At 65.4% G+C, this 23,578-nt stretch carries 26 protein-coding genes and 1 pseudogene; 13 read left to right on the forward strand and 14 right to left on the reverse strand.

Annotation, left to right across the window (positions count from 1 at the left end):
* Positions 1-219: 219 nt before the first annotated feature.
* Positions 220-816: a recombinase family protein gene (locus tag BKA03_RS02200; RefSeq protein ID WP_062074707.1), complete on the reverse strand. Its 597-nt coding sequence runs from the start codon at positions 814-816 to the stop codon at positions 220-222.
* Between the two features lie 471 nt (positions 817-1,287).
* Between BKA03_RS02200 and BKA03_RS02205 the strand changes: the two genes are divergently transcribed.
* Positions 1,288-1,680, forward strand: coding sequence for a hypothetical protein (locus tag BKA03_RS02205; RefSeq protein WP_179397652.1), 393 nt, complete (start codon positions 1,288-1,290; stop codon positions 1,678-1,680).
* A gap of 273 nt (positions 1,681-1,953) precedes the next feature.
* On the opposite strand, the gene BKA03_RS02210 is transcribed toward BKA03_RS02205, so the two are convergent.
* On the reverse strand, positions 1,954-4,122 hold the full coding sequence (locus BKA03_RS02210; RefSeq protein ID WP_179397653.1) for a putative Ig domain-containing protein: 2,169 nt from the start codon (positions 4,120-4,122) through the stop codon (positions 1,954-1,956).
* 166 nt (positions 4,123-4,288) lie between these two features.
* On the opposite strand from BKA03_RS02210, the gene BKA03_RS02215 reads away from it, so the two are divergent.
* The 3 genes from BKA03_RS02215 to BKA03_RS02225 all read left to right on the forward strand — a co-directional run bounded on the left by BKA03_RS02215 (position 4,289) and on the right by BKA03_RS02225 (position 6,485).
* The gene (locus tag BKA03_RS02215) at positions 4,289-4,483 is read left to right on the forward strand and encodes a hypothetical protein (RefSeq protein WP_062076337.1); all 195 of its coding nucleotides are present in this window, start codon (positions 4,289-4,291) and stop codon (positions 4,481-4,483) included.
* A 1,016-nt stretch (positions 4,484-5,499) separates the two neighbouring features.
* Complete coding sequence (locus BKA03_RS15650) at positions 5,500-6,096, forward strand: nucleotidyltransferase domain-containing protein (protein WP_179397654.1); 597 nt, start codon at positions 5,500-5,502, stop codon at positions 6,094-6,096.
* The gene (locus BKA03_RS02225) at positions 6,093-6,485 is read left to right on the forward strand and encodes a hypothetical protein (protein WP_218855976.1); all 393 of its coding nucleotides are present in this window, start codon (positions 6,093-6,095) and stop codon (positions 6,483-6,485) included. Before BKA03_RS15650 ends, BKA03_RS02225 begins: the two co-directional genes overlap by 4 nt.
* A gap of 1,039 nt (positions 6,486-7,524) precedes the next feature.
* Here BKA03_RS02225 and BKA03_RS02230 read toward each other — a convergent pair.
* Positions 7,525-7,956, reverse strand: a complete 432-nt coding sequence (locus BKA03_RS02230) for a heavy metal-responsive transcriptional regulator (RefSeq protein WP_062076331.1) — start codon at positions 7,954-7,956, stop codon at positions 7,525-7,527.
* 57 nt (positions 7,957-8,013) lie between these two features.
* Between BKA03_RS02230 and BKA03_RS02235 the strand changes: the two genes are divergently transcribed.
* On the forward strand, positions 8,014-8,313 hold the full coding sequence (locus BKA03_RS02235; RefSeq protein ID WP_062076330.1) for a DF family (seleno)protein: 300 nt from the start codon (positions 8,014-8,016) through the stop codon (positions 8,311-8,313).
* Positions 8,314-8,358: 45 nt separating this feature from the next.
* Positions 8,359-9,711: a dihydrolipoyl dehydrogenase family protein gene (locus BKA03_RS02240; protein WP_062076329.1), complete on the forward strand. Its 1,353-nt coding sequence runs from the start codon at positions 8,359-8,361 to the stop codon at positions 9,709-9,711.
* A 376-nt stretch (positions 9,712-10,087) separates the two neighbouring features.
* On the opposite strand, the gene BKA03_RS02245 is transcribed toward BKA03_RS02240, so the two are convergent.
* The 11 genes from BKA03_RS02245 to BKA03_RS02295 form a co-directional block, all read right to left on the reverse strand.
* On the reverse strand, positions 10,088-10,711 hold the full coding sequence (locus tag BKA03_RS02245; protein ID WP_062076328.1) for a sensor histidine kinase: 624 nt from the start codon (positions 10,709-10,711) through the stop codon (positions 10,088-10,090).
* Between the two features lie 82 nt (positions 10,712-10,793).
* Positions 10,794-11,198, reverse strand: a complete 405-nt coding sequence (locus BKA03_RS02250; protein ID WP_179397655.1) for a DUF302 domain-containing protein — start codon at positions 11,196-11,198, stop codon at positions 10,794-10,796.
* Between the two features lie 85 nt (positions 11,199-11,283).
* Positions 11,284-12,003 carry a PspA/IM30 family protein gene (locus tag BKA03_RS02255; RefSeq protein WP_062076317.1) on the reverse strand — a complete coding sequence of 240 codons (720 nt, stop codon included), beginning with the start codon at positions 12,001-12,003 and terminating at the stop codon, positions 11,284-11,286.
* Positions 12,004-12,065: 62 nt separating this feature from the next.
* Positions 12,066-13,544, reverse strand: coding sequence for a hypothetical protein (locus BKA03_RS02260; RefSeq protein WP_062076318.1), 1,479 nt, complete (start codon positions 13,542-13,544; stop codon positions 12,066-12,068).
* Positions 13,545-13,548: 4 nt separating this feature from the next.
* Positions 13,549-13,740: a cation transporter gene (locus BKA03_RS02265; RefSeq protein ID WP_062076319.1), complete on the reverse strand. Its 192-nt coding sequence runs from the start codon at positions 13,738-13,740 to the stop codon at positions 13,549-13,551.
* Positions 13,737-13,883, reverse strand: coding sequence for a hypothetical protein (locus tag BKA03_RS02270; protein ID WP_179397656.1), 147 nt, complete (start codon positions 13,881-13,883; stop codon positions 13,737-13,739). The genes BKA03_RS02265 and BKA03_RS02270 overlap by 4 nt, the downstream gene beginning before the upstream one ends.
* On the reverse strand, positions 13,880-14,113 hold the full coding sequence (locus tag BKA03_RS02275) for a heavy-metal-associated domain-containing protein (RefSeq protein WP_083972164.1): 234 nt from the start codon (positions 14,111-14,113) through the stop codon (positions 13,880-13,882). Before BKA03_RS02275 ends, BKA03_RS02270 begins: the two co-directional genes overlap by 4 nt.
* A gap of 70 nt (positions 14,114-14,183) precedes the next feature.
* Complete coding sequence (locus BKA03_RS02280; protein WP_062076320.1) at positions 14,184-14,771, reverse strand: sulfocyanin-like copper-binding protein; 588 nt, start codon at positions 14,769-14,771, stop codon at positions 14,184-14,186.
* The gene (locus BKA03_RS02285; RefSeq protein WP_062076321.1) at positions 14,768-15,064 is read right to left on the reverse strand and encodes a hypothetical protein; all 297 of its coding nucleotides are present in this window, start codon (positions 15,062-15,064) and stop codon (positions 14,768-14,770) included. Before BKA03_RS02285 ends, BKA03_RS02280 begins: the two co-directional genes overlap by 4 nt.
* 110 nt (positions 15,065-15,174) lie before the next feature.
* A complete protein-coding gene (locus tag BKA03_RS02290) occupies positions 15,175-16,308 on the reverse strand; it encodes a sensor histidine kinase (protein WP_179397657.1) in 1,134 nt (377 codons plus the stop codon).
* Positions 16,309-16,316: 8 nt separating this feature from the next.
* The gene (locus tag BKA03_RS02295; RefSeq protein WP_062076294.1) at positions 16,317-17,072 is read right to left on the reverse strand and encodes a response regulator transcription factor; all 756 of its coding nucleotides are present in this window, start codon (positions 17,070-17,072) and stop codon (positions 16,317-16,319) included.
* 196 nt (positions 17,073-17,268) lie between these two features.
* On the opposite strand from BKA03_RS02295, the gene BKA03_RS02300 reads away from it, so the two are divergent.
* The 7 genes and pseudogenes from BKA03_RS02300 to BKA03_RS02330 all read left to right on the forward strand — a co-directional run bounded on the left by BKA03_RS02300 (position 17,269) and on the right by BKA03_RS02330 (position 23,274).
* A complete protein-coding gene (locus tag BKA03_RS02300; RefSeq protein WP_238579493.1) occupies positions 17,269-17,439 on the forward strand; it encodes a YHS domain-containing protein in 171 nt (56 codons plus the stop codon).
* A 252-nt stretch (positions 17,440-17,691) separates the two neighbouring features.
* Positions 17,692-19,185, forward strand: coding sequence for a permease (locus BKA03_RS02305; protein WP_152649655.1), 1,494 nt, complete (start codon positions 17,692-17,694; stop codon positions 19,183-19,185).
* An 86-nt stretch (positions 19,186-19,271) separates the two neighbouring features.
* A complete protein-coding gene (locus BKA03_RS02310; protein WP_062076292.1) occupies positions 19,272-19,610 on the forward strand; it encodes a hypothetical protein in 339 nt (112 codons plus the stop codon).
* Positions 19,611-19,628: 18 nt separating this feature from the next.
* A pseudogene (locus BKA03_RS15110) lies at positions 19,629-19,977 on the forward strand (IS3-like element ISPfr13 family transposase); the annotation flags it as partial.
* 277 nt (positions 19,978-20,254) lie between these two features.
* Entirely contained in the window at positions 20,255-20,542 is a 288-nt protein-coding gene (locus BKA03_RS02320) for a helix-turn-helix domain-containing protein (protein ID WP_062076291.1), read from the forward strand.
* Positions 20,539-21,774, forward strand: a complete 1,236-nt coding sequence (locus BKA03_RS02325) for a type II toxin-antitoxin system HipA family toxin (RefSeq protein ID WP_062076290.1) — start codon at positions 20,539-20,541, stop codon at positions 21,772-21,774. Before BKA03_RS02320 ends, BKA03_RS02325 begins: the two co-directional genes overlap by 4 nt.
* A gap of 453 nt (positions 21,775-22,227) precedes the next feature.
* The gene (locus BKA03_RS02330) at positions 22,228-23,274 is read left to right on the forward strand and encodes a DMT family transporter (protein WP_062076289.1); all 1,047 of its coding nucleotides are present in this window, start codon (positions 22,228-22,230) and stop codon (positions 23,272-23,274) included.
* Positions 23,275-23,578: the final 304 nt, after the last annotated feature.

Here is a 23,578-nt window from a genome sequence, read left to right on the forward strand (position 1 = left end):
CATGGCGGGCTGCAGGCCTCGCCAAATCGCGGTGCGTATCTGCGCGTCCGCCCGGGGATGTGAGTCAGGCCAGTGATGCCCCGTTTGCGTTAGAGCTGGTGCCAGCGCTGCCGGGTGCGTAGGCTGATATCAGTGTCTCGGGCGAGAACGGCGAGGGGTGCCTGGTCTTCCAGGTGAGTTCGGAGAATCCGCCATCGTTCGTCGCCGCTCATGACATCGCTACGCGGCGGGGCTTTCGCGGCTGGCGAGGGCTTGCTGGTGTCGGTACAGCGTGGCGCGGCTCCATCCGACGAGTCGCGCGGCGTCTTCAGCGGTGCGACCTTTCGCTCGAGCATCAGTGGCGATCGCGAGTTTGTCGGCGATCACCGCCGGATCGGACAGGGGCCGGCCGAAGCGTGTCCCGTTGTGTCGAGCTGCAGCGATGCCTGCGTTGACGCGCTCGACAATCAGTTCACGTTCGTACTCGGCGAGGGTGGCGAGCATGTTCAGCATCAGCCGGCCCGTCGACGTCGCCGGATCGATGCCATCGGAGATGGAGCGCACGTGCACACCGCGTTCGCGCAACAAGTTCACAGTGTTCAGCACATCAATCAAGGAGCGGCCGAGGCGATCGACTCGCCAGACGACGACGGTGTCACCGGACTGTGCGTGCTCGAGGAGTTTCTTCATCCCTCGACGCGCGATAGCGGTTTTAGTCCCGGATGTGACATCGGCGAACACGTCTCGTTTTTGAACGCCGGCCGCGACGAGGGCGTCGAGTTGCAGCTGCGCATCCTGACTCGATGTGCTCACTCGTGTGTATCCAAGAAGTCTCACTCGGCCGTTGTGGCTCACAAACCCCCCGCGGTCACCACCCTGAGACACTTTGTGATGAGACGTGTTTGTAAGACATACGAAGCCCCTGGGTTGTGCTGAGGAGACAGGGTGCTGGCGGCAACGATTCGGCGTCTCAGAAAGCTGTTGTTTTTTAAGACGTAGCCGTGTTACCGGTAAGGCACCCTTGCGTGCATTTTCATCGGGCGGGGTAAACGGGCATCCCAGTAATGACGCGACCGCGGCAGTTCGATCGGAATGAGCCACGCCCGGTTACCGACCGGCTAGCGGGCAGTCGCGAGGTGCATGCGGCGATTACTCGAACTGCTTGGGTGAGCAGGTTGTCGAGGTTGTGGTGCGGGTGCCGGACGGTGGTCTGCGGCGGCGGCCTGAACCAAACAGTTGGAGCAAATGACGAGCGCGGCGGTCGCGTAGTCGTCGCGCTGGGGGGACCACGCGTAGTCTCCGATCTCCGTGCAGCTCGCATCCGCAGGCCGCGACGAGCGGTCGGCCGACCTCGCGCACCAGCCCGTCGTCGTTGTCAGCCAGGCCGACCCCACGGCCGACCGCAGCGAGGTGCAGCGCACCATGGTGGGCTACACCATTCTCGTCCGTGAGGCCGTCACGATCCCGTCGACCCCGCGATGGTCGACGGCGTGCTACACCACGGCGCGCTGCGCCCCGCCACCCGGCGGGCCTGGCTCTCAGCCGGAGCAGCGGTCGCCCACGGCCTTTGAGCCGGCCCAGCCCGTCCCGAAGCCTCCCCCGTCCCGCATAACCGCAGACCAAGCGATGGCCCGCCCCCTGACGGGGGACGGGCCTAAGTCCAAAAGTTCTTCACCGTCATGCTTTGCTGGGTGCAGGTGAAGAGCTCCACTCAGTGCACACTCGGGCGCACTGTCGCTTGGATACCAAGATAGCCGCCTCCCTGGCTGATCCCACCCAGCCTCGCCCGGCGTGGCGATCAAGCTGGAGGTTATGCCGGGTCGTAGCCCTGGACCACACCCTCGGGGTCGTCCTGGGACAGGTGCAGGTCGCCCTCAAGAGCAACGAGATCCCCGCCCTGCGCACGGTGATCCAGGGCGCGTTCCTCAATCGTGCCGCTCCCGGGTCGCAGCCGTTGGGTCTGCGACAGTTTCCCTAAGCAGCGTGGCTTCGACGGTACTTTGCCGCTAGGACGAGTAGCACGGCACCGACAAGCAATGTTAGGACTCCACCAACGCCCCAAGGCAGAACGTCGAATCCGGTGGCTGCCAGAACAGGCGCCACCACAGCGGCTGCTGCAACCGTGACCGTGTAGGTCTTCGAGTTTGTCCCGGCACTGTTCGTTGCGGTGAGCGTGAACGTCGCTGAGCCTGTCGAGGTTGGGGTCCCCGACACCACCCCGGTGGTGGAGTTCAGGGTGAGTCCGGCGGGCAGGGTTCCCGACGACACGGTGAACGTGATCGGCCCGGCGCCTGCAGCAACGGTTGCGGAATACGGTGTGCCCACTGTCGCGGCAGGAAGCGTGCTGGTCGTGATCGACGGGACCACAGCGGCGGCTGCAACCGTGACCGTGTAGGTCTTCGAGTTTGTCCCGGCACTATTCGTTGCGGTGAGCGTGAACGTCGCTGAGCCTGTCGAGGTTGGGGTCCCTGACACCACCCCGGTCGCCGAATCCAACACCAACCCAGCCGGCAGAGAACCAGAGGACACGGTGAACGTGATCGGACCAGTGCCCGCAGTCACGGTTGCGGAATACGGCGTGCCCACTGTCGCGGCAGGAAGCGTGCTGGTCGTGATCGACGGGACCACAGCGGCGGCTGCAACCGCAACCGTGTAGGTCTTCGAGTTTGTCCCGGCACTATTCGTTGCGGTGAGTGTGAACGTCGCAGAGCCTGTCGAGGTTGGGGTCCCCGACACCACTCCGGTGGTGGAGTTCAGGGTGAGCCCGGCGGGCAGGGTTCCCGAAGACACGGTGAACGTGATCGGCCCGGTGCCCGCAGTCACGGTTGCGGAATACGGTGTGCCCACTGTCGCGGCAGGAAGCGTGCTGGTCGTAATAGTCGGGACCACAACTGCTGCCGCTGTGGCGATGGTGTATGCCTTGGAGTCTGTTCCGGCACTATTGGTCGCTGTGATGGTGAATGTCGCAGAACCGGTAGCAGTCGGGGTCCCTGACACCACCCCGGTGGTGGAGTTCAGGGTGAGCCCGGCGGGCAGGGTTCCCGACGACACGGTGAACGTGATCGGCTCGGTGCCCGCAGTAACGGTTGCGGAATACGGCGTGCCCACTGTCGCGGCAGGAAGCGTGCTGGTCGTGATCGACGGGGCCACAGCCACCGAAATGACCGACACCGTATTGCCGCTCGCGTTGGTGACGTAGACGGTGTTCGTGGTCGCATTCACCGCAACCCCATACGGGAGAGAGCCCACAGGGATGGTGGAGGTCACCACGCCCGTCGCCCCATCGATCACCGACACCGAATTGCTACCGGAGTTGGTGACGTAGACGGTGTTCGTGGTCGCATTCACCGCCACCCAGAACGGGGAGGAGCCCACAGGGATGGTGGAGGTCACCACGCCCGTCGCCCCATCGATCACCGACACCGAATTGCTACCGAGGTTGGTGACGTAGACGGTGTTCGTGGTCGCATTCACCGCCACCGCATACGGGGAGGAGCCCACAGTGATGGTGGAGGTCACCACGCCCGTCGCCCCATCGATCACCGACACCGAATTGCCAACTTCGTTGCCGACGTAGACGGTGTTCGTGGTCGCATTCACCGCCACCCCGGACGGGTTGGAGCCCACAGTGATGGTGGAGGTCACCACGCCCGTCGCCCCATCGATCACCGACACCGACACCGAACTGCCACCGTTGTTGGCGACGTAGACGGTGTTCGTGGTCGCATTCACCGCCACCGCATACGGGGAGGAGCCCACAGGGATGGTGGAGGTCACCACGCCCGTCGCCCCATCGATCACCGACACCGAATTGCCACCGTTGTTGGTGACGTAGACGGTGTTCGTGGTCGCATTCACCGCCACCGCGGACGGGTAGGAGCCCACAGGGATGGTGGAGGTCACCACGCCCGTCGCCCCATCGATCACCGACACCGAATTGCCACCGTCGTTGACGACGTAGACGGTGTTCGTGGTCGCATTCACCGCCGCCCCCTCCGGGTAGGAGCCCACAGGGATGGTGGAGGTCACCTGATAGGTCGACGTTGCCGCTTGCGCGGTCAGCGGAGCGAGGGTGGCCAGGACCAAACCACTCGCGAGTGCGAGCGCTACCCGTGCCAGATGTGACCGCGTGTGAGTTCTCATCGTGCTCCTGAGTAGTGGTTGTAGGCAGAGGAGGTGACTGCAGACCGATCGCTCGCCCAACGGAGGTGCTAAACCACTTGCAGGCTAGCAGAGAAAGCGAGGTTGTCCCCGGGGGGCTACAACCATTCCCACCGCCATACTGGGCTCGGGTTGAATACGCCTGCTGATGTCCATCACGGCCTCGCGGCCGGCAAGGCGGGAGACCGGCTTCGCGGTCCTTGCCCAGGCGAGACTGGAGACCCCGGAGTGTTTTGCCACGGTCAGGGATCCGAAGATTCTGGCGTTGCCGGGACCGGCATGGATCAACAGGTCGGTCGAGGTTCTGGTCGTCGTGGAAGGGGTGGCGCAACTAGCTGCGTAAACTCACGCTGGCCTCAATCACCTTGACAAATTCCGGCCAAGTTGTCAGCGGGGGGCAGGGGTAAGGTGCGCTTCGACGTCGATGAGTATCACGTTGCGCTTCTTGATCGGCTCTTCAAGGTGACCCACAACGGCGCGGAAGAGAAGGCCGTCTTCGGGGTCGGCAGGAAGCTCCTGGCGAATATGATTACGCCTCCGAGTTGAGGCCGATCAGCCAGACTTGCCGGAGTGCCCTCACAACTCGCACCCTGGGCTGGCGGCCGCACGTCGGTGACTTTGCGATCCCGACCTTGCTGGGCCATCTGCGATAGAGCAGAGTCCCTGGCGCACCAAACGAACCGCGCCGCCGCTGCCGACGTACATGTCTAGAAGCGGTGCCAGGTGCCCTTCTTTGGTGGTCGGGCCTCTGCCCGGAGATCGCCACCGGGTGCGGCCAATACACCCTCGATTGCGATGAACTCCGTTACTGCGTAGGGGGCGAAGCCCTCCTTGGGCGCACTGTGCAGTCGGTGCGTAACGGGTGCGTAGACAGTGAGTAGGTCGCCGGGGGTGCACGTTGCGGGCTGGCGCGTCGGCGCTATCGTGGAGACATCCTCGGGGGGCGTCGTCAGGCTCCTCAGAAAGCCGGGCAGACCCGCACCCCCCTCGCGGGGCGCCCCGGCGACGCCCCCGAGGATCCTGACCTGGCTCCCGACGGTCCTTTTGGTCGCCGTCGGCTGCACCCCTTCACCGACGGCAGCATGCGGCTCTACATGCCAATGGCACGAGCTTCGTCGATTCGAGACCAACTCCGCGCAAGTTGATAGCCTGGCAGACTCGCACGAGGTCCCAACTGAACTGAAGAAGAGGCCCCCGCCCCCTGTCATGAGACAGGAGAGCGGGGGTCTTCATTTCGAGCATGCCACTCAGCTTGGGTAGACCTTTGTTCTCTCGCGCCAGATCCCACAATAGTAGGCGGCCGCCAACTATAGTTGGGAGCGGAGGTGGCAGATGCAACTACAAAGTCCGTTCGCGGTGGTGACTCCGACACTAGAGGGGGAGATCCTTCCAGTGCTCGCTCGAGTCGAGTCGAGCCTTACCGTTGGCCAGATACGGTCACTGCTTCCGCATCGCTCGGATGAGGGGATCAGGAAGGCGCTGCATCGACTGAGCGCGCAGGGCATCGTGAACTCGGAGCACGTGGGTGACGTCGTCGGCCACAGGTTGAATCGACGCCATCTTGCAGCACCGCACGTGGTCGCGATCGCGCGTCTGCGCGACACGCTGATCGAACGCATGCAAGAGAGCCTCAAGGTCTGGCCGACACCGCCGCGGTGGGCTGCATTGTTTGGTTCGGCCGCCCGTGGTGAGATGCGCGTGGATTCCGACATCGACCTGTTCATGGTCGATCCCGGGGTCGATGCTGAGCTGTGGGAGATGTGGACCAGTGCATTCGCAGCCGACGTGTCCGCCTGGACAGGGAACGACCTGCGCATACTCAGCCTCACAGAAGAAGAGGTGCGACTTGGCGCGGCCAAGCGAGACCCGATCATCGAGTCGCTGCTCGCTGACGCGCTCGTGGTGTCCGGGCCGACGGATTGGCTGCGTCGTACGGTGAGGAGTGCTCGACGATGATGCCCCGAACAGTGCGCGCCAACGCCGCTGCGAAGGCCGGCCGAATGGCGGTCGCCTTGCAGTTCTACGAGGCCGCGGAGATGGTGCGGGAGCTCGCTGACGACGCCGAGGACGTGACGAACGCGTATGTGACGCTGTGCGTCCACGCGGGCATCGCAGCTGCCGACGTTCGCTGCGCTGCGGCGCTCGGCGAGTATGCGCGGGGCGAGAGCCACGTGGAGGCCGTCGGCCTTCTGGTCAGGGTCGACAAGACGGCGGCGAACCATCTGGACGCCTTGCTCAAACTCAAGACGGTCGCTGGTTACGGAACGACCACGATCAGCGCTGATCGCGTTCGACGCGCTACGCGCGCAATGGAGTTTCTCGTCGAGTCGGCGCGCGCCGTGTGAAGCGCGCTGTAGGTAGGCGCGACAAAGACAAAACCCCCGCCGCGGCGCTCGTGAGAGCAACCGCGACGGGGTTGTTGCGGCGAGGGGAGGGCGCCATTCACCACGACCCAGGGCCGTGGAGGGGGCACGCTCGTTGGCCGCTCCACCCGCAAGAGGTGCAGCCGTCGCCGGCGCAGATGATGCAAGTGCGCTCGTCGCAGAGGCATTCGTCCATGGTGGGTGCTCTTCTCTCTCGGTGGTGATCGTCACGGAGCGGGACGCCCCTGCTCCTTCACGGAAATCCTCGGTCGCCGCAATGCAGCGACCCGCATGTCATTTCGCGCCTTCGGCGTCGTTACCGTCTCGAGCAAAAGAAGAGCCCCCGCCCCCTGTCATGAGACAGGAGATCGGGGGGTCTTTGTTTCGAGCATGTCACTCAGTTCGGGTAGATCGCAGCAAACGCAGAGTGCTCAGCGGACCAAACACCACCTGAAGATCCACCGCCACTCATCGTTGAAGCTCACACACTCGCGTGCTCCACATCAACCAGCTCGAGGCCATCACCGATGACGTCACCTGATACCGCCACCACACGGCAACAGAATCCCGCCATTCACCATTGAAAGCCACACATCTGTCGATCTGACATTCCGGCCTCACGCCACAAACGGTCGGTTGTGGCGTCTCGGAGACGGCTCCTTTCCCCGCTGTGGGTTTTGACGCTCTTTGGCGGTGTTCTGTGGTCGCTCCGTGTCGCCAGTTGCCGACGATGAGGATGCTCGCGGCGGCCTCGATGATGGCCTCGAGCTGGTTGATATTGAGCACGTGCCAGCTCTCGCTCGCGCCCCGGCCCTATGCCCGAAGGGTGACTCGTGCAGGCGACTTCGGACAACCGTGCAGGCGACTTCGAGAACTGACACTTACGGGCAAATTCGCCGGGAGGGGCAACAGGGCAACAGTGGCATCGCTGTAGTCCGGCGGTCTCAGTTGCGCCGGTGACCACCGCCGCGGCCAGGTATACCGTGACGACGATGGCGATGCCTTTCACGGTGGCGCGAGGTTACCCATCGAGCATGCTGGGGGGTACTGCGACACCTGTACGAGCGATGATGTGGCAGAACTCGGTGTCGGTGCAGTCGACCGGATCAAGCCGATCACTACGGCTAATGAGGTCTTCCAGTTCCTTTCCGAGGGCCGCGAGTTCGTCTTGTCGCGTCCGGACCTCGCGGAGTTTGGTCGAGAGAAGATCGCGGACGTGGGTGCAGGGCGTGACGCCCTCGCCGCGCATGTCGAGAATGGTGGCGATCTCGACCAGGGTGAGGCTGGCGCCTTGTCCAGCTCGGATGAACTGGAGTCGGGTGACGATCGAGGGGTCGTAGTTGCGGTAGCCGTTCGGATCGCGTCGAGGTTGCGGGAGCAGACCCTTGCGTTCGTAGAACCGGATCGTCTGGGTATCAAGACTTGTGGCGGCGGCGACTTCTCCAATGTGCATGTCCTCGATGGTACGCGCTTGACCTTATACCTAGGATCAAGGTTTACAGTGACTCCTATGGACGTGACCCTGCTCTACTTCGAAGGGTGCCCGAACTGGAAGATTGCGGACGAGCGCTTGCGCCTGGTCGCGGTCGAACGTCCGGACATCACCGTGAGACACCAGGTGGTCGATACCCCCGAGCAGGCCGACCGTGTCGGATTCCTCGGTTCGCCGAGCATCCAGGTCGACGGTGTCGACGTGTTCGCCGCGCCCGGTTCGCAGGTAGGCCTGATGTGCCGTCTGTATCCGACACCGGACGGATACCAGGGTGCGCCGACGCTTGACCAGCTCCGCACGGTCCTCGCCGATGCGTGACCTGGGCGCGACCTTCGCGCCGACTTTATTGTGGGAGGACCATTTATGAGCGGGACATACGATCTGGTCGTCATCGGCGCGGGCATGGCGGGCATCGCCGCCGCGAAGAAGTGTGCAAACCAGGGTTGGCGGGTCGCTATCGCCGATTCTCTCCCGTATGGCGGGACGTGCGCGCTGCGGGGCTGCGATCCGAAAAAGATCCTGCGACGAGGCGCCGAGATCATCGACAGCGCCCGCCTCATGCGCGGCAAGGGCATCGATGACGCCGGGCTGGCGATCAACTGGCCCGACCTGATGACGCACAAGCACGGCTTCACGGACCCTGTCCCGCAGCGCATGGAAGATGACCTCGCCCGCAACGGTATCGACACGCTCCACGGGCATGCACGCTTCACCGGTACCCGCCAGATCGATGTCGACGGAACCAACTACGAAGCCGAACGCTTCCTGGTCGCGACCGGAGCGCGACCGCGACCACTGGACTTTCCCGGCCACGAGTACCTCATCGACAGCACCGAGTTCCTGAATCTTGACGCCCTGCCCACGCGGATCCTGTTCATCGGTGGCGGCTTCATCTCGTTCGAGTTCGCTCACGTCGTCGCTCGCGCGGGGAGCACTGCGGTGATCATCGACCGCGGGGCGCGCCCGCTGAAGAGCTTCGATCCGGATCTTGTCGAACTCCTCGTCGACCGCGGTCGTGAGGTTGGCGTTGACCTGCGACGCGACACGCACGTCGTAGCCGTCAAGAGGGCCAATCGGGGCTACCGAGTCACCGTCGAACGCGACGGTGGCAGCGAAACAATCGAGGCCGACCTCGTCGTGCACGGCGCGGGACGTGTCGCTGACCTCGCCGGGCTAGATCTGGAATCCGCTGGGGTTCAGTGGGGCGAACGGGGCGTGCGTGTGGGCGGCCACCTGCAAAGCACCACCAACTCGGCCGTGTGGGCTGCGGGCGACTCGGCAGACACCGCCGGGATGCCGCTGACTCCAGTCGCCGTGTCCGAAGCGAAAGTCGCCGCGTCCAACATGATCAAGGGCACTACCACCACTCCGGACTACACCGGAATCCCCACCGCCGTCTTCACCATCCCGGAACTCACCCGCGTCGGGATGCTGGAATCCGAAGCCACCCAACAGGGCATCGATGTGGAGATCCGCTACTCCGACACCAGCGACTGGTACTCCAACTTTCGGATCGGCGAACACACCGCAGCTGCAAAGATCCTCATCGACCGGTCGAACGACCTCATCGTCGGCGCGCACCTGCTCGGGCCCGAATACGGCGAACTGATCAACACCTTCGGCCTAGCCATCAAGCTCGGACTCACCGCTCGTCAACTCAAATCCGCTACGGCCGCCTACCCCACGGTCGGATCTGACCTCGGCTCCATGCTCTAGATTCGCGACGGCCGTGCCATCGCGAACTACACGTCCCGTACGAAGACAATCTCAGGAACGGACCCCATTCGCGCCAAGGAATCATTCGCCACTGGCTACGACCCCATTTTGCGAGAGCAGCGGACGAAGCCGCCCCGCAGGCCGGACCATTACCGGCCTTCCACACGCGGATCGGCTTACGTGCAGCGGGGGTGACGTTTAGCGCTACGAAAAACCCGCCATCTATCGCTGCAATTCACACACGCCAGCGCGGCATCGGCTGGCGTGTGGCTTTCGCCGCGCCGCGGGCTCACAAGGAGCGGCGCGGGCTGGCATCGCACCCCTCACGGCTCCGCATCCTCCTTTGCTCGCCGGGACCGCGAGCGCAGGAATGGCGTCACCGGCCCTTGGGGTCCGGGCCTCGCGCCGGGAGGGTGACGACGAAGCTGGCGCCCTTCCCTGCCCCGGCACTCTCCGCTCGGATGTGGCCGCCATGGCCCTCGGTCAGCACACGCGCGATCGCGAGACCGATACCGCTGCCACCGACGCCGCGAGAGCGGCCGTCGTCGACGCGGTAGAAACGTTCGAAGACCCGCGGGAGGTGCTCGGCAGCGATTCCGTCACCGGAGTCGCGGACCGTAATCGCTACCCCCCCCGCAGATGAACGTGCGGACAGTTGGACCTGTCCGCCTGCGGGCGTATGACGCAGGGCGTTCCCCAGGAGGTTGACGAGGACCTCCTGCATGCGGTCCGGGTCGACGACAACCGTTCGGGCACTGGCGCCAGGCCCGAGGGTCAGGCGCACGCCCTTGGCTTCGAAGGCCAACGCCTCGGCGCGTGCAGCGACCATGAGCAGGTCGCATGCGGCGACCTCACTGACGTGGAGATCGAGCCAGCCTGCCTCAGCACTGCACAGGCGCTCCTCCAGTCCGGTGGTCGTGACGGCGAGCCCGGCACGGTCGAGGCCGCGGTTGGCGGCGGCGATCCCAGTGACCGCGTCCGCACGGCCATCACCTTGCACGAGCGCGAGCAGGATAGTGGCCAGTTGCGTCTGGGCGCGCTACCGGCGCCGGACGGTCGTTCCGAGCCCCGTCGCGGGGCGGTCACACCTTTGGTGGCGATTCCAGACGTCGAAGAGCCGCACCGAGCCGAGTGGCTGCATCGTCGGCGACTGCCTCGAGGTCGTCGTTGCCCGTGAGGGTCACCATGACGTGCGGGTCGAGGGCCTCGATCCGGGTGCGACCCTCGCCGACCGAGCGCACGACCACGTTGCACGGCAAGAGCATTCCAATCGACTCCTCCACCTGCAGGGCGCGATGAGCCAGCGGGGGGTTGCACGCCCCGAAGATCACCTGTGGGGCCATGTCGACGTCGAGCTTCTTCTTCATCGTGGCCGCCATGTCGATCTCGGTCAGGATCCCGAATCCCTCCTCGGCCAATGCGGCCCGCACGGCCGCGAGAGCCTGCTCGAAGGGTTGGTCGATGGTGAGGGTAAGTCCGTAGCTCATGATGTGATCCTTTCGATCAGATGGACGTTGGGTGCGTCGGGGCGTCGTTGGTCGCGCCACTCGTGGCGCGACGACAGGTGCCTCGTCACTGTGAACCGGCCTTGAGGGCGGCAAGTCGGGCCTCGACCTCGAGGCTGTCCCCTGCGGCGTTGAGCTCCTCGAACTGCGCGTCCAGCGAGGCGCCTGCGACCTCGGCCTGGCCGGCCGCGTGAGCCTCCGCTCGTCGCACGACGTCTTCGAACCGTGAGATCTCCGTCGTTGGGTCGAGGACGCTGATGCTGGAGATTGCCCCTTGCACCAGGCTCTGCGCTTCTGCGGTCTTCTGCCGGGCCACCAGCGAGTCGCGCCGGGTTTTGAGGTCGGACAACTTCTCCTTCATCGCGATGAGGCCCGCCTTGAGGTTCTCCACGACGTGGGCTTGCGACGCGAGGAGAGGCTTCGCATCGGCAGCGCTGCGGTCCGCGTCGATCTGCTTGGCGATCGCCAGTCTGGCGAGGTTGTCGAACTTCTCCGCGTCCGTGGTGTTGCCGGTGGCCCGCATCTGGTCGGCCCGGGTTGACGCCGCTGCGGCCTTCTGACCCCAGCCCGCTGAGGCAGCGAGGTCGGCGGCATGGTCCTGCTCGGCCATGCGCAGGTTGCCGATGGTCTGGGCAACCGCGTCCTCGGCCTCAGCGATGGTGTTCGTGTAGTCGCGAACCAGCTGGTCGAGCATCTTGCCCGGGTCCTCTGCATGGTCGAGGAGTGCGTTGATGTTGGCCTTGGCGAGCTGGGTGATGCGGCCAAGAACGGTCTGCTTGTCAGACACGGTGGTTCCTTTCGTCGGTCGAGCTGTCGAACGTCAGTAGCGGAAGTGTGGCTCGGGTGAGGTCAACAACCACCTCCCCCGAATCCACCGCGGGATCCGTGACCGTGACCGTGACCGTGACCGCGACCGCGCAGGAGCTCCTCGATCAGGATTCCTCCGAGAGCCATGCCTCCGGCGCCGCCCAGCGAACCCAACGGAGATCCGCCGGGGCCCCCGCGCTGCTGCGCCTCGAAGTCCGCGACGTCCTGCTGGGCGAGGGTCTGCGCGGAATCGACGAGCTGGCTCGCCTGGGTCGCCTCGGCCAATGCCCGGACGGGGCTCACGAGCGCGGCTTCTTGGGCCTGCTGCGCGTGGCGGGTCGCCTCGGACAGGCGGGTTCGCGCGTCGGGACCGACCGCGCCGCGTCGGCTGTCGATGTACGCGCCGACGGCGCCGATCTGAGCGTTGGTGTGTCCAAGCAGTTCGACGATCTGCTTCTGGGCAGCCGCGGTCCGCTCAGACCGCGCCCGGTACGGCGCCAGCTGGGAGTTCAGGGCCCCTTGCACCTGGTTCACGGCGTTCCGAACCGCGATCGGGTCCTCGCCGGTCCCGACCTCCCGACTCTCGGAGATCAGTGCCGTGGCGGCGGCGACCTGAGCGTCGACCTCAGGGTCCGACGGGGCGAGTCGAGCGGCGTCGATCACCGTCTGGGACAGTGCGGCGATGCTGGTCGTGAGCTGGTGACGCGCCTCGGCAAGGTTCTCTGCGGCGTGCTCGACGGCATCGAGGAGTTGGGACGACTGCGCGAGGCCAGCCTCACCGGACCGCGCCGCCGCTAGGGCGGCCCCGCGGTCGCCCTTCTCCAACCCGGACCGGCCCGCGGCCAGGGTCAGCACGATCCCCGCGGCCAGCCGCTCCACCTGGTCCGGATTGCCGCTGACCGACGCCAGTGCGCCCGCCGGGTACGACGCGGACAGCGCCTCTAGGGTGAGGCGCGCGGTCGGGATCCGTGCCTCGACCTCGGCCACGTCCCGCTTGAGGTCGTCGAGCAGTTCGGGTGCGCGTGCATGGAGATCGCGAAGCTCGTCGAACTCATGCGTATGGGAGTCCAGTTCCGCGGTGACCTGTGCACAGATCCGCAGGATCTCGGCCGCCATGGCCCGAGCCTGCGGCTCACTCTCAGGGAAATCGTCGTCGAGCTGCTGGCGCAGCGCGAACGCGCGCGCCACCGACGTCCTGGCCTCGCGAAGGGCGACGTCGAAGGTGGCGGTCGCCTGCTGCCCGAACTGCGCTTGTGCGAAGGCGAGCTCCTGACCTGAGGTCCTGATCGCATCGTCAATCGCGACGAGGGCGGCGCTCGCCCGCGTGCTCAATGCCGCGGTGATCGCTTCCTCGTCCACCGCCGCGCCTTGCCCACCACCGGCGTGGTGCTCACGGCCGCGGCGCCGCGACACCGATCGCAGGGCGAAGGAGGCGAGGGCGACGACAAGGATGACAGCCAGGAGAATGACCACGATGAACTTACCCGCCGACTGGAGCGAAATATCGGTTCCTACTGGCATGGTTTCACTCGCTCCTCTCGACCGATGCGATCGCTTCCTCAACCGTTGCACTCTCAGGAAGTTCGACCTTCGCCCGCTCGGTCGCGTAGTTCACACTCGCCTCGACACCCGGGATCCGGTTGAGGCGCTTCTCGATCCTGGCGGCGCATGACGAGCACGTCATCCCGCCGATTTCAAGTTCGATGATGTTGCTCATGAGACCTCTCCGACATGGACCACGGTGCCGCCGTCTGCCCCTGCAGCCGTGATCGGCCCGGCCGCTGCCCCAATCGCGAGACCGAGGCCCAGTGCGACAAGCAGTCCCACCGCGAAGAGCACCAAGCGAACGGAGTTCGTCACGCCAGGACCCCAGTCACGACGTATCCGGCTTCGTCGACGGCGGCGCTGATGGCATCCGCGTCCGCGGGAACCCTCCCGCTGACCCTCACCGAGGATGTCCCCTCCGGCACGAGTTCGACCTCGACCGAAGTGACGCCATCAACCTGGCCGACCCCCGTGGAGACCGAAGACACGCAGTGTGCGCACGTCATCCCCTCGACCGTGTAGGTAGTCGTGTTGATGTTCTCCATGTGTAGTCTCCTCGTTCGAGCGCGGCACGTGACCGCACGATTGATACGCGTCCTTTTGTACCCCGCCGCGTTAGCCGACCACGAGCAGCGTGTACATGCCCGCTGCGTAGTGACCCTCGATGTTGCAGACGATCTCGTAGCGGCCGGCAGGAAGATTCAGTGTCACCCAACCGGTGGTGCCGGGTTCGATGCCGTCGCCGGCGCCCTCGCCACCGGACTTTGATGCCTCCCCGAGGCTGCCCGACTCGCTCACTCTTCCGTCGGCTCCCACCGAGCGCGCACCCACCTGTTGACCTTCAGCAAGCGGCAGGACCACAAGTTCGTGTGTGATGGTGCCCTGGTTGTAGAGCTGGAGTGTGACGGTGCCCGCCGGAACGTCGACGCGGTCGGAGCGCAGCGCCATCGCGCCGCCCATCATGCCGCGCTGGCTCCCCATCATCCGACCGCCCGCCATGTCCATGGCAACGACATCGACGACGGTCCCCGCGTTCTGCGCGGACGGCTCCGTTTGGCCCGCCACCGCGCGGTCGGTCCCGGGCCAGCTGGTCGCGTATTGCCCGCGTGCCGCCAGGTTGAATGTGGCGACGGCCGACACCGCCAATACGGCCATGGCCGCTACCAGCGCGGCGATAGTCCATCCGCGCGTGAGGCCCGTCATCGTTCGCCTTCGCGACTCTCGAGGACAGTCTCGCGAACGGCGCGATACCAGTCAAGGTCCACCTCGCCGCTGGCCAGGCGCTCGTCGAGAATTGCGAGCGCCCGAGCGGAAGCGGGGACCGCGGGGGCCGCTACTCGCGACACGGGCGGGATCGCCGCCGCTGCCGGCTCGTGAGACTTGCCGGGCAACAGGCGGATCACGAGCCACACGATGAATCCGAGCAGGGCCAACCAGAACAGGCCCATTCCCACCCATGCGAATCCTGTCATTCCTCCGCCGTACCAACCCATCATGATCTTGTCCTTTCGTGTCGTTGCTCTCCAGCATCGACGCAGGACACGGGGATTCTCGTACGCATTTCACGAAGGTTTGATGAAGATCGCCGCGAATGTCCGACGCGCGCCTATCGCTCTGGGGCTCCGGCCCGCTCGGGCTCGGTCCGCAGCCGCAGCAAGGTCAGGCTGAACGTCGAGCCCATCGACAGGCCCTCGCTTTCAGCGACGAGGGTGCCGCCGTGAGCCGTGGCAATGGCCCGAGCGATCGACAGTCCGATGCCCGAACCACCGTGAGCCCGGTCACGCGCCACATCGACACGGAAGAAGCGGTCGAAGACTCGAGGGAGATCCTGGGGCGCGATGCCCTCGCCCGAGTCGTGCACCGTCACGCGGACCGCGTCGACTTCTGCGGTCGCCTCAACGTCGACGACACCGCCCGGAGGGGTGTGCTGTCGAGCATTCTCAAGCAGATTGGTGAGCACCTGGCCAATCCGGTCCGGGTCCGCGTCCACGAGCAGACCCGGCGCGCTTCGCACGTGGATCGTCAGGCCGCACTCGGCGAGGCGATCGGACTCCTGGGCGGCTGCCCCCTTCACCACCGTGTCGACGTCGATGGGGTGTCGGTCCAGGGACAGGCGCCCCTCCTGTGCCGAGGTCACGAGTGCCACGTCTGCGGAGAGTCTGCTGAGCCGTTCGACTTGCGCCTGCATTATGTGCATGGTCGACTCGTCGAGCCGCTCCACGCCGTCTCCGACCGCCTCGAGATACGCGGCAAGCACGGCGAGTGGTGTTCGCATCTCGTGAGCCAGGTCCGCGAGCATGTGAGTGCGGGTGTCCTCGACATGCGCCAGATCTGTTGCCATTGCGGTAAACGCTGCCGCGACTCGATCGAATTCTGGCCCGATTCCTGGCGGGCTGACGGTCACGTTGCGTTCGCCTATCGCGACGCGATGGGCGGCCTGAGCGAAAGGCGCGAGCGAGCGTCGAATCCGCCTGGCGATAATAACGCTCACGCCCGCTGACGCGATTAGCGCGGTGACGAGGGCTATCGAGAGAGTGAGCGCCGATGCGGCGGCGTACGCACGATCGGCATGATCCGTGGGGCTTTCCCCCGTTGCGACCGCGCGAAGCAAGTGCTCATGGAAGAGGCCGGGACCGACGGTCGCGCCGACGGCCCAGTCCGTGGCTGCGCCCACCCCGACGACGAGCGCTATGGCGATCAGCAGGCGCGTTGCTAGGTCGGCCCGATCCGCCAACGCCATCCACCGCCTCATGTGCCTGGCCCCAACCGGTACCCGTACCCGCGCACGGTTTGCACGTACATGGGCGTTGAGGAGTCGTCGCCGAGTTTTCGACGCACGTGGCCCAGGTGGACGTCCACGAGGTGGGGGTCTCCGAACCACGCAGGGCCCCACACCTGTTCGGTGAGCTGGTCGCGAGAGAAGGCCCGGCGCGGCTGCCGCGCCAACACCGCGAGCAGATCGAACTCCGTGCGCGTCAGTTCCACGACCCCTCCGGCCAGATGGACCTCTCTGGCCGTGAGATCCACGCTGAGTTCGCCCACCGTGAGGACCTCATGCGCCTCCACCGTCTCGTGCACCTCGGGCGCGTCGGCCCCTCCCGCAAACCCCCGTGGTCGCCGCAGCATCACACCGACCCGTGCCACAAGTTCGCGGGGACTGAAGGGTTTGGTTAGGTAGTCGTCGGCGCCGACGGACAACCCGATGAGGCGATCGACCTCTTCGACCCTCGCGGTGAGCATGATCACGTAGCAATCTGTGAACGTCCGCAGCGTCCTGCAGACCTCAATACCGTCCGCGCCCGGTAACCCAAGATCTAGGACCACGACGTCGGGCGGATTCGCGCGTGCGACCGCTATCGCCTCACGACCATCTGCGACGACCTCCGTGTCGTAGCCGTCGCGCAACAAGTACGACGCGATCAATCGGCCAAGCGACACCTCGTCCTCCACCACCAGGACGCGAGCACGCGGCAAGGGGCCCTGCAAGTCGGCTGTAGTGCTCATGGGCCCATCTTGACACCTGCGTGACAACGCCTCGGGGCGGCGCAGCCAGCCCTCTTGGCATCACGCGGAATGCGGCGTCGATCTCGGCCTTTACCTTCCAGTCCACTGGAAGGGCTACTGTCGAGACAGGCGACGCGCCTGTGTGTCGCACGCAGCGATGGCGGCCACAGCCGTCTCAGAGCAAGGGAGATCCACCATGTCCATGACATCCGAGAAGGTTACGGATCCCATCTGCGGGATGAGCATCGATCCGGCGACCGCAGCCGCGACGATCGAACACGACGGCACCACCTACTACTTCTGCTCCCAGGGATGCGCCGACACGTTCGTCGCGAATGGGTACACGGGAGCGCACCAGGCTAAGTAGCAGGGTGTAGGCGGAAACTCGAGGGCACCCATCGAGAAGAGAGGTGAAGGCTGATGCCAGTTGCCGAAGAGTGCGATCCGGACGGTTCGGGCGTGCCGGAGTGTCGTACCGGCCTGGCCGGGCGCGCGCAATTCGTCGTTTCTGAGTTGCGGGACCTCTGGCGTGAACTGCACGAGCACCGTGAGCCCCAATCCGGACACGCGACGGCACCCCTAGCAGACCCGGCGTCCGGCGAACAAAGTAGCGTGTGACGTGGGAATTTTGGGAACGATCGGGTCCAGTTTGGCCGAGGGCTTCTGGATGTTCTACGACACACTGTGGGCGCTGGTTCTCGGGTTTGCCCTGTCGGGTGCCATACAGGCGTTCGTGTCGAAACGTGAGATGCAGCGCGTCTTGGGTGATCACCGACCGAAGACAATCGTGCGGTCCAGTTTCTTCGGGATGGTCAGTTCCTCGTGCTCGTACGCTGCGAGTGCACTGGCCAAGAGTTTATTCGTGCGCGGGGCAGACTTTACGTCGTCCATGGTGTTCATGTTCGCCAGCACGAACCTGGTCATCGAACTTGGCGCGGTGCTCTGGCTACTGATCGGCTGGCAGTTCGCGGTCGCCGAGTTCATCGGCGGATCCATCATGATCGCACTGCTGGCTTTTATCCTGCCGCGTGTGATCGACGTTGCCGAGATCGACGCCGCGCGAGAGCGCCTGCGCGCTCGAAAGACGGGTCGCGACGGACACGAAGGGCACGCCGACGCTGAGGAAGACGCTCACACGTCCACCCCGTGGCGCCAGCGGATCCGCTCCCGGGCGGGCTGGTCCGACGCGTCGGGCTACACCATCAGCGACGTCACGATGCTCCGCAAGGAGCTCGTCATCGGGTTCGTCGTGGCGGGGTTCGCGTCGGTGGCCGTCCCGACCTCAGTCTGGAGGGCCCTGTTCCTGACCGGGCACGGCATCTGGTCAGCGCTCGAGAACGTCATCGTCGGACCGGTACTGGCATTCATCAGTTTCGTCTGCTCCGTGGGCAACGTACCCCTAGCCGCCGCACTCTGGAAGGGCGGCATCAGCTTCGGCGGGGTCATCGCCTTCGTGTTTGCCGACCTGCTTGCGCTGCCGCTGGTGCTGATCTACCGCAAGTTCTACGGCACCCGGCTTGCGATCAGGCTCTCGCTCGTGTTCTGGGCCACGATGAGCCTGGCGGGGCTGATCACCGAGGGGATCTTCACCCTCCTGGGACAGATCCCAGGGACCCTCGTGGGAGACATCGCCACGGTCCACTTCGGCCTGAACTACACCACCATCCTCGACACCCTCGCCGTGGCCATCTTCGGGTTGCTGTACTACATGTACAAGAACGCTGCGAAGTTCGGTGGAGGCGGGGGATACGCCAAGGACGTGGTGTGCGGCATGCAGGTGCGTACGTCCGATGCTCCGGCCCACACCATCTACCAGGACCAGGACTACTACTTCTGCTCCGACAACTGTCACGACAAGTTCGTCGCAGACCCGGCGAAGTACACCACGGGCCAGCCTGCCTTGGACGTGACGGATGCGTCCCCAGAAAACGTGACCGACGACGATGCGGCCGCCACGGTGACGGACCCGGTGTGCGGGATGAGCATCGACCCACGCACGGCCGCGGGGCACGCGACACACATGGGTGTCGACTACTCGTTCTGCTCGGAAGGCTGCCGGACGGCCTTTGTCGCCAATCCCGCCCTCTACCTGACATCGACCGATGCCGAGTGAGAGCGCGTCGCATGCCACCGAGGTCCTGATAGTCCGGCGGCATTCCAGTCGCGTCACGGTCGCCGCACGATGGAGACGCCGAATTGATGCTCGACGGGATCATGCTGCTCTGGTTCGCGGAGGTGCTCACCTCGTTCGCGTTCGTAGCGATCGACATTGCGCGAACACCCGAGTCGCCGGTGCTGAAGTGGGGATTCGTGATCGTTACCCTGTTCACCGGCCCGATCGGCCTCGTGCTCTACATCCTTTCGTGCCGTGAGCCTTTGCCTGGAGTCCACGAAGAGTACGTTCGGGCTCGTTGGCGTCAACTCGTCGGATCCACCATGCATTGCGTTGCAGGGGACGGAATCAGCATTCGCGTCGCGGCCGCAGTCCTTTCACCATTGGGGCTGAAGTGCCCCGGGTTTGATGCCGCATCCTTTTGAGTTGGAAGTATGTATGTCATGCCGAAGAAGATTGATCCCGCGCTCCGCGACCGGGCGGCGCGACTTGTGGGGGAGCACCGGCCGGAGTGTCCCTCGTTGGCGGCCGCGTCTGCGGCTGTGGCCCCTCAGGTCGGGCGGGGGCACGAGTTCCCGTGCGGCGGTGGGTGTTGCAGGCCGATATCGATGACGGCACCCGCGATGGTGTGTCGTCCGTCGAGCATGCGCAGGTCAAACGGTTGAAGGCGGAGAACAAACACCTGCGTGTGGATGTCGCGATCCTGGGGGCGGCAACAAGTTTCTTCGTGGGGGAACTCGACCCCCGCAACCATTGATGCTGGGTTTCATCGACACGATGAGAACCGAAGGGTAAGCGGTCGAGTCGATCTGCCGGGTCCTGCGTGAGCAGGGCTGCCAGATGGCGGTGTCATAGCGTCGTAGTAACACTCTAGTTTTGGGAGGCGTTGGTGCGGAGGTTGGTGACGGTGTCGGATCGGGCGGAGATCGCGATCGGGCTCACCCTACGTGTCAGGGTTAGATGAGGCCAGCGGCGCCGAGAACGGCACCGGGGGCCGTCTCCCGCTATGGTGGCTATACTGTCCATTACGCGTACATAGGCGTACTCTGGTGACCATAAGGAGGCGACCGTGGGTGGCTACAAGATTGACCGTGAGATCACCGAGCTGGGAGAGCACGTGCGCGGCTGGCGCATGGTGCTGAACCTGACCGCGCAACAGGTCGCCGAGCGCGCAGACATCTCGCGCACCACGTTGCGCAAGATCGAGTCGGGCGATCCGAACGTCAGTTTCGCCAACGTTGCACAGGTATTCCGCGCGCTCGGCGCGCTCGACCTGGTGGTCGACGCCCTGGATCCGCTGGGCAGCGACATCGGGCGACTGCGAGCGGGCAACCTGACGAAGAAGCGTGCACGATGACGACCCTCGAGGTGTCCACAGAACTGGATGGCCACACGCGCATCGTCGGCCAGGCGCACTTCACCCGTACCCGCGGCCAGATTTCCACGACCTTCGTGTACGACGCCGGATATCTCGCCGACGGCGGAATGAACATCGACCCAGGGCTGCAACTGACGAGCGGATCCCAGCACCAAGTTGGGCTGCTTCGCGCCTTTGCCGACAGTGCCCCCGACCGATGGGGGCGCAACCTCATCGAGAAGGCGGAACGCGTGCGAGCCCGCGAAGACAGCCGCACGCCGCACAGTCTGGACGACGTGGACTTTCTGCTCGGCGTGAGCGACGACACCCGCCAGGGGGCGCTGCGGTTCCGTCTACCCGGACACGAGGAGTACCTCGGCCGGCCGTCGATCGTGCCGAAGCTCATCTCGCTGCCCCTCCTGTTGCGTGCCAGCGACGAGCTCGCTTCCGACGCGGATCCCTCGAACGCGGTCAAGCAGCTGCTCGACACCGGAACCACCGGCCTGGGTGGCGCCCGCCCCAAAGCCTCGGTCCGTCTCGAGGATGGCGCTCTCGCCATCGCGAAGTTCCCTCACTCATCCGACCAGTGGGATGTGATGGCCTGGGAGGCCACCGCGCTCGACCTGCTCGAGAACGCGGGTCTCCGCACGCCCTGGCGTCGTCTCGTGCGTGTCAACGATCGCAGCGTGCTGCTGGTGCGCAGATTCGACAGGACTATGACCGGCGTGCGCGTGGGCTACATCAGCGCGATGACGGCGACCGGCGCCAGCGACGGGCAGCGCCGCGACTACGCGGACATCGTCGAGGCGATACGCGACATCTCGGTGTCCAGCCAGGCCGACCGTCGTGAGCTCTACGACAGGGTTGTCGCGTCCGTGGCGCTCGGCAACACCGACGACCACCTGCGCAACCACGGCTTTCTCGCCACGGGCGGCCTTTGGTCGCTCAGCCCAGCCTTCGACGTCAACCCCAACCCTGACCTCTCGAAGCCGCGCTCAACGTCGATCGCCGGAGCCGATGTTCCCCCCGACGAAGCGGAAGGGCTTCTAGCACTCGCAGACGACGCAGGCATCGGCGCCGACGAGGCCCGCGCCCGCATCGCCCATGTCGCTGCGTCGCTCGCCGGATGGCGAGATCACGCCCGTCGCCACGGCATCACCGAGCGCGAGGTCACGATGATGGCCGACTCGATCGAACCGCGGCTGCACGCGGTGACCCAGGCGGGCCGGTGACGCCTCGCCCGCTGAACATTGGCCGTAGCGCCCACGGCTTCACCCGACGTTCTCGCCGCTCGTAGGCAACGCTTCCCGGAACTGTTCACTGACGATGCCGTGACTGGGGAATCAGCCAGTGACAACCTCGAACTGGACTGACCGGGATGCCCTCGCGAAGGTGGCTTGCCGTTAGTCCACCGCGTTGATGTGGCGCCGGCGACCACTATTTGACGCCCAGTGCATCCTGCGTGACCGTCACGCCCATTCACAGCCGGCTCAAACCGTCAGCCCGGCTTGTCGTTAATCCACCCCCGAGCGGGTGCACAGTAAGACACCCTTTGCGCAGATGCTGCTGTCGTCAGTGGTGCCGCTTGTCACCGTGGCCGGGGCGCAGCCCGGCCCGTTCGCCTGCGAGGGCGCGTGAGAGAATCTGCGAGTGAGCAACACGTGGTGTGAGCCCGGGACGGCGGCGTGATATCAGTTGCGCTGCGCAACCGGGGCGTTCAGGCGGCCCTCGCGTCGGCCGTGCTTTTCGGCGCTGGCACACCGTTCGCCAAGATTCTTCTGGGCGACGTCAGCCCGTGGACGTTGGCCGGGCTCCTATACTGCGGTTCCGGCCTGGGCCTGACCATCATCCGTGTGGCACGCCGAGCGCCGCGCGTCCGGCTCAGCCGCCGCGAGATGCTCCCGCTCGCAGGGTCCATCCTCTTCGGGGGCATCCTGGGACCGGTACTCCTGCTGGTCGGGCTGTCGAACATGCCGGCGTCGGGAGCGTCCCTGCTGCTTAATGCGGAGGGCGTCTTCACCGCCTTGCTGGCGTGGTTCGTGTTCCGCGAGAACTTCGACCGCCGCGTCGCGCTCGGGATGACCTCAATTGTGGCGGGCGCAATCGTGATCACCGTCCCCCTGGGCGTCCAATTCGGCAGCCCCTGGCCCGCCCTCGCCGTCCTGGGTGCCTGCCTCAGCTGGGGCTTGGACAACAACTTCACCCGCGCTATCGCCCTCACGGACGCCACGTGGCTGGCCGCGGTCAAGGGTGCCGTTGCAGGCCCGGTAAATCTGATCCTCGCGTTCAGCCTCGGTGCCCAACTGCCCGCGGCCGCGAACATCGCGGGCGCGCTCGTCCTTGGCTTCTTCGCCTATGGGCTGAGCCTGACGCTGTTCATCGTGGGAATGCGGCACGTGGGCACCGCTCGAGCGGGTGCCTACTTCTCCGTCGCACCGTTCGCGGGCGCGGTCATCGCCATCGGGTTCGGCGAGCCTGTCACATGGCCACTGCTGCTCGCCGCGGCACTCATGGGCGTGGGGATCTGGCTGCACCTCACCGAGCGGCACCTCCATGAGCACATGCACCCTCCGCACGACCACAGTCACTGGCACTCCCACGACGGCCACCATCAGCACGACCACTCGGAGCCAGTTGAGTCCGGCACGTGGCATCGTCACCAGCATCACCACGCCAGTGAGACCCACACCCACGAGCACTACCCCGACGCTCACCACCGTCACGGTCACTAGCGGTCCACCGATGGACGGCGAGCCTGCGCGATGCGCCGCCGAGCATGGACCGTGTGCTCCTGCTTCGCGTGCGCGGCAAGAGCCTGACGCCCGGAGACGCTTGCGGAGCGTCGGAATCAAATTCACCGCATGGGTGTATTGACGAGTTGCTCCCTTGGGTGTGGCGCTGCGCACCCGTGGACCGGGCGGGTCAACTGACACATCCAACCCCGCTTGCCGTTAATCAACCCCTATTGGCGGGCACAGGTGCCCTTACGGTCCGTGGATTACCAATCTGAGATGCATGGACCGATCTGGGTTCGGC

Origin of the sequence: Demequina lutea, assembly GCF_013409005.1 — a bacterium.
GTDB lineage: Bacteria > Actinomycetota > Actinomycetes > Actinomycetales > Demequinaceae > Demequina > Demequina lutea.

What these genes read in the sequence shown, in the direction of transcription:
- BKA03_RS02210 (WP_179397653.1), bottom strand. Translation starts at nt 4,122, where the DNA reads ATGAGAACTCACACGCGGTCACATCTGGCACGGGTAGCGCTCGCACTC.
- BKA03_RS02215 (WP_062076337.1), top strand. Translation starts at nt 4,289, where the DNA reads ATGTCCATCACGGCCTCGCGGCCGGCAAGGCGGGAGACCGGCTTCGCG.
- BKA03_RS02225 (WP_218855976.1), top strand. Translation starts at nt 6,093, where the DNA reads ATGATGCCCCGAACAGTGCGCGCCAACGCCGCTGCGAAGGCCGGCCGA.
- BKA03_RS02230 (WP_062076331.1), bottom strand. Translation starts at nt 7,956, where the DNA reads ATGCACATTGGAGAAGTCGCCGCCGCCACAAGTCTTGATACCCAGACG.
- BKA03_RS02235 (WP_062076330.1), top strand. Translation starts at nt 8,014, where the DNA reads ATGGACGTGACCCTGCTCTACTTCGAAGGGTGCCCGAACTGGAAGATT.
- BKA03_RS02240 (WP_062076329.1), top strand. Translation starts at nt 8,359, where the DNA reads ATGAGCGGGACATACGATCTGGTCGTCATCGGCGCGGGCATGGCGGGC.
- BKA03_RS02250 (WP_179397655.1), bottom strand. Translation starts at nt 11,198, where the DNA reads ATGAGCTACGGACTTACCCTCACCATCGACCAACCCTTCGAGCAGGCT.
- BKA03_RS02260 (WP_062076318.1), bottom strand. Translation starts at nt 13,544, where the DNA reads ATGCCAGTAGGAACCGATATTTCGCTCCAGTCGGCGGGTAAGTTCATC.
- BKA03_RS02265 (WP_062076319.1), bottom strand. Translation starts at nt 13,740, where the DNA reads ATGAGCAACATCATCGAACTTGAAATCGGCGGGATGACGTGCTCGTCA.
- BKA03_RS02275 (WP_083972164.1), bottom strand. Translation starts at nt 14,113, where the DNA reads ATGGAGAACATCAACACGACTACCTACACGGTCGAGGGGATGACGTGC.
- BKA03_RS02280 (WP_062076320.1), bottom strand. Translation starts at nt 14,771, where the DNA reads ATGACGGGCCTCACGCGCGGATGGACTATCGCCGCGCTGGTAGCGGCC.
- BKA03_RS02285 (WP_062076321.1), bottom strand. Translation starts at nt 15,064, where the DNA reads ATGATGGGTTGGTACGGCGGAGGAATGACAGGATTCGCATGGGTGGGA.
- BKA03_RS02290 (WP_179397657.1), bottom strand. Translation starts at nt 16,308, where the DNA reads ATGGCGTTGGCGGATCGGGCCGACCTAGCAACGCGCCTGCTGATCGCC.
- BKA03_RS02295 (WP_062076294.1), bottom strand. Translation starts at nt 17,072, where the DNA reads ATGAGCACTACAGCCGACTTGCAGGGCCCCTTGCCGCGTGCTCGCGTC.
- BKA03_RS02300 (WP_238579493.1), top strand. Translation starts at nt 17,269, where the DNA reads ATGTCCATGACATCCGAGAAGGTTACGGATCCCATCTGCGGGATGAGC.
- BKA03_RS02310 (WP_062076292.1), top strand. Translation starts at nt 19,272, where the DNA reads ATGCTCGACGGGATCATGCTGCTCTGGTTCGCGGAGGTGCTCACCTCG.
- BKA03_RS02325 (WP_062076290.1), top strand. Translation starts at nt 20,539, where the DNA reads ATGACGACCCTCGAGGTGTCCACAGAACTGGATGGCCACACGCGCATC.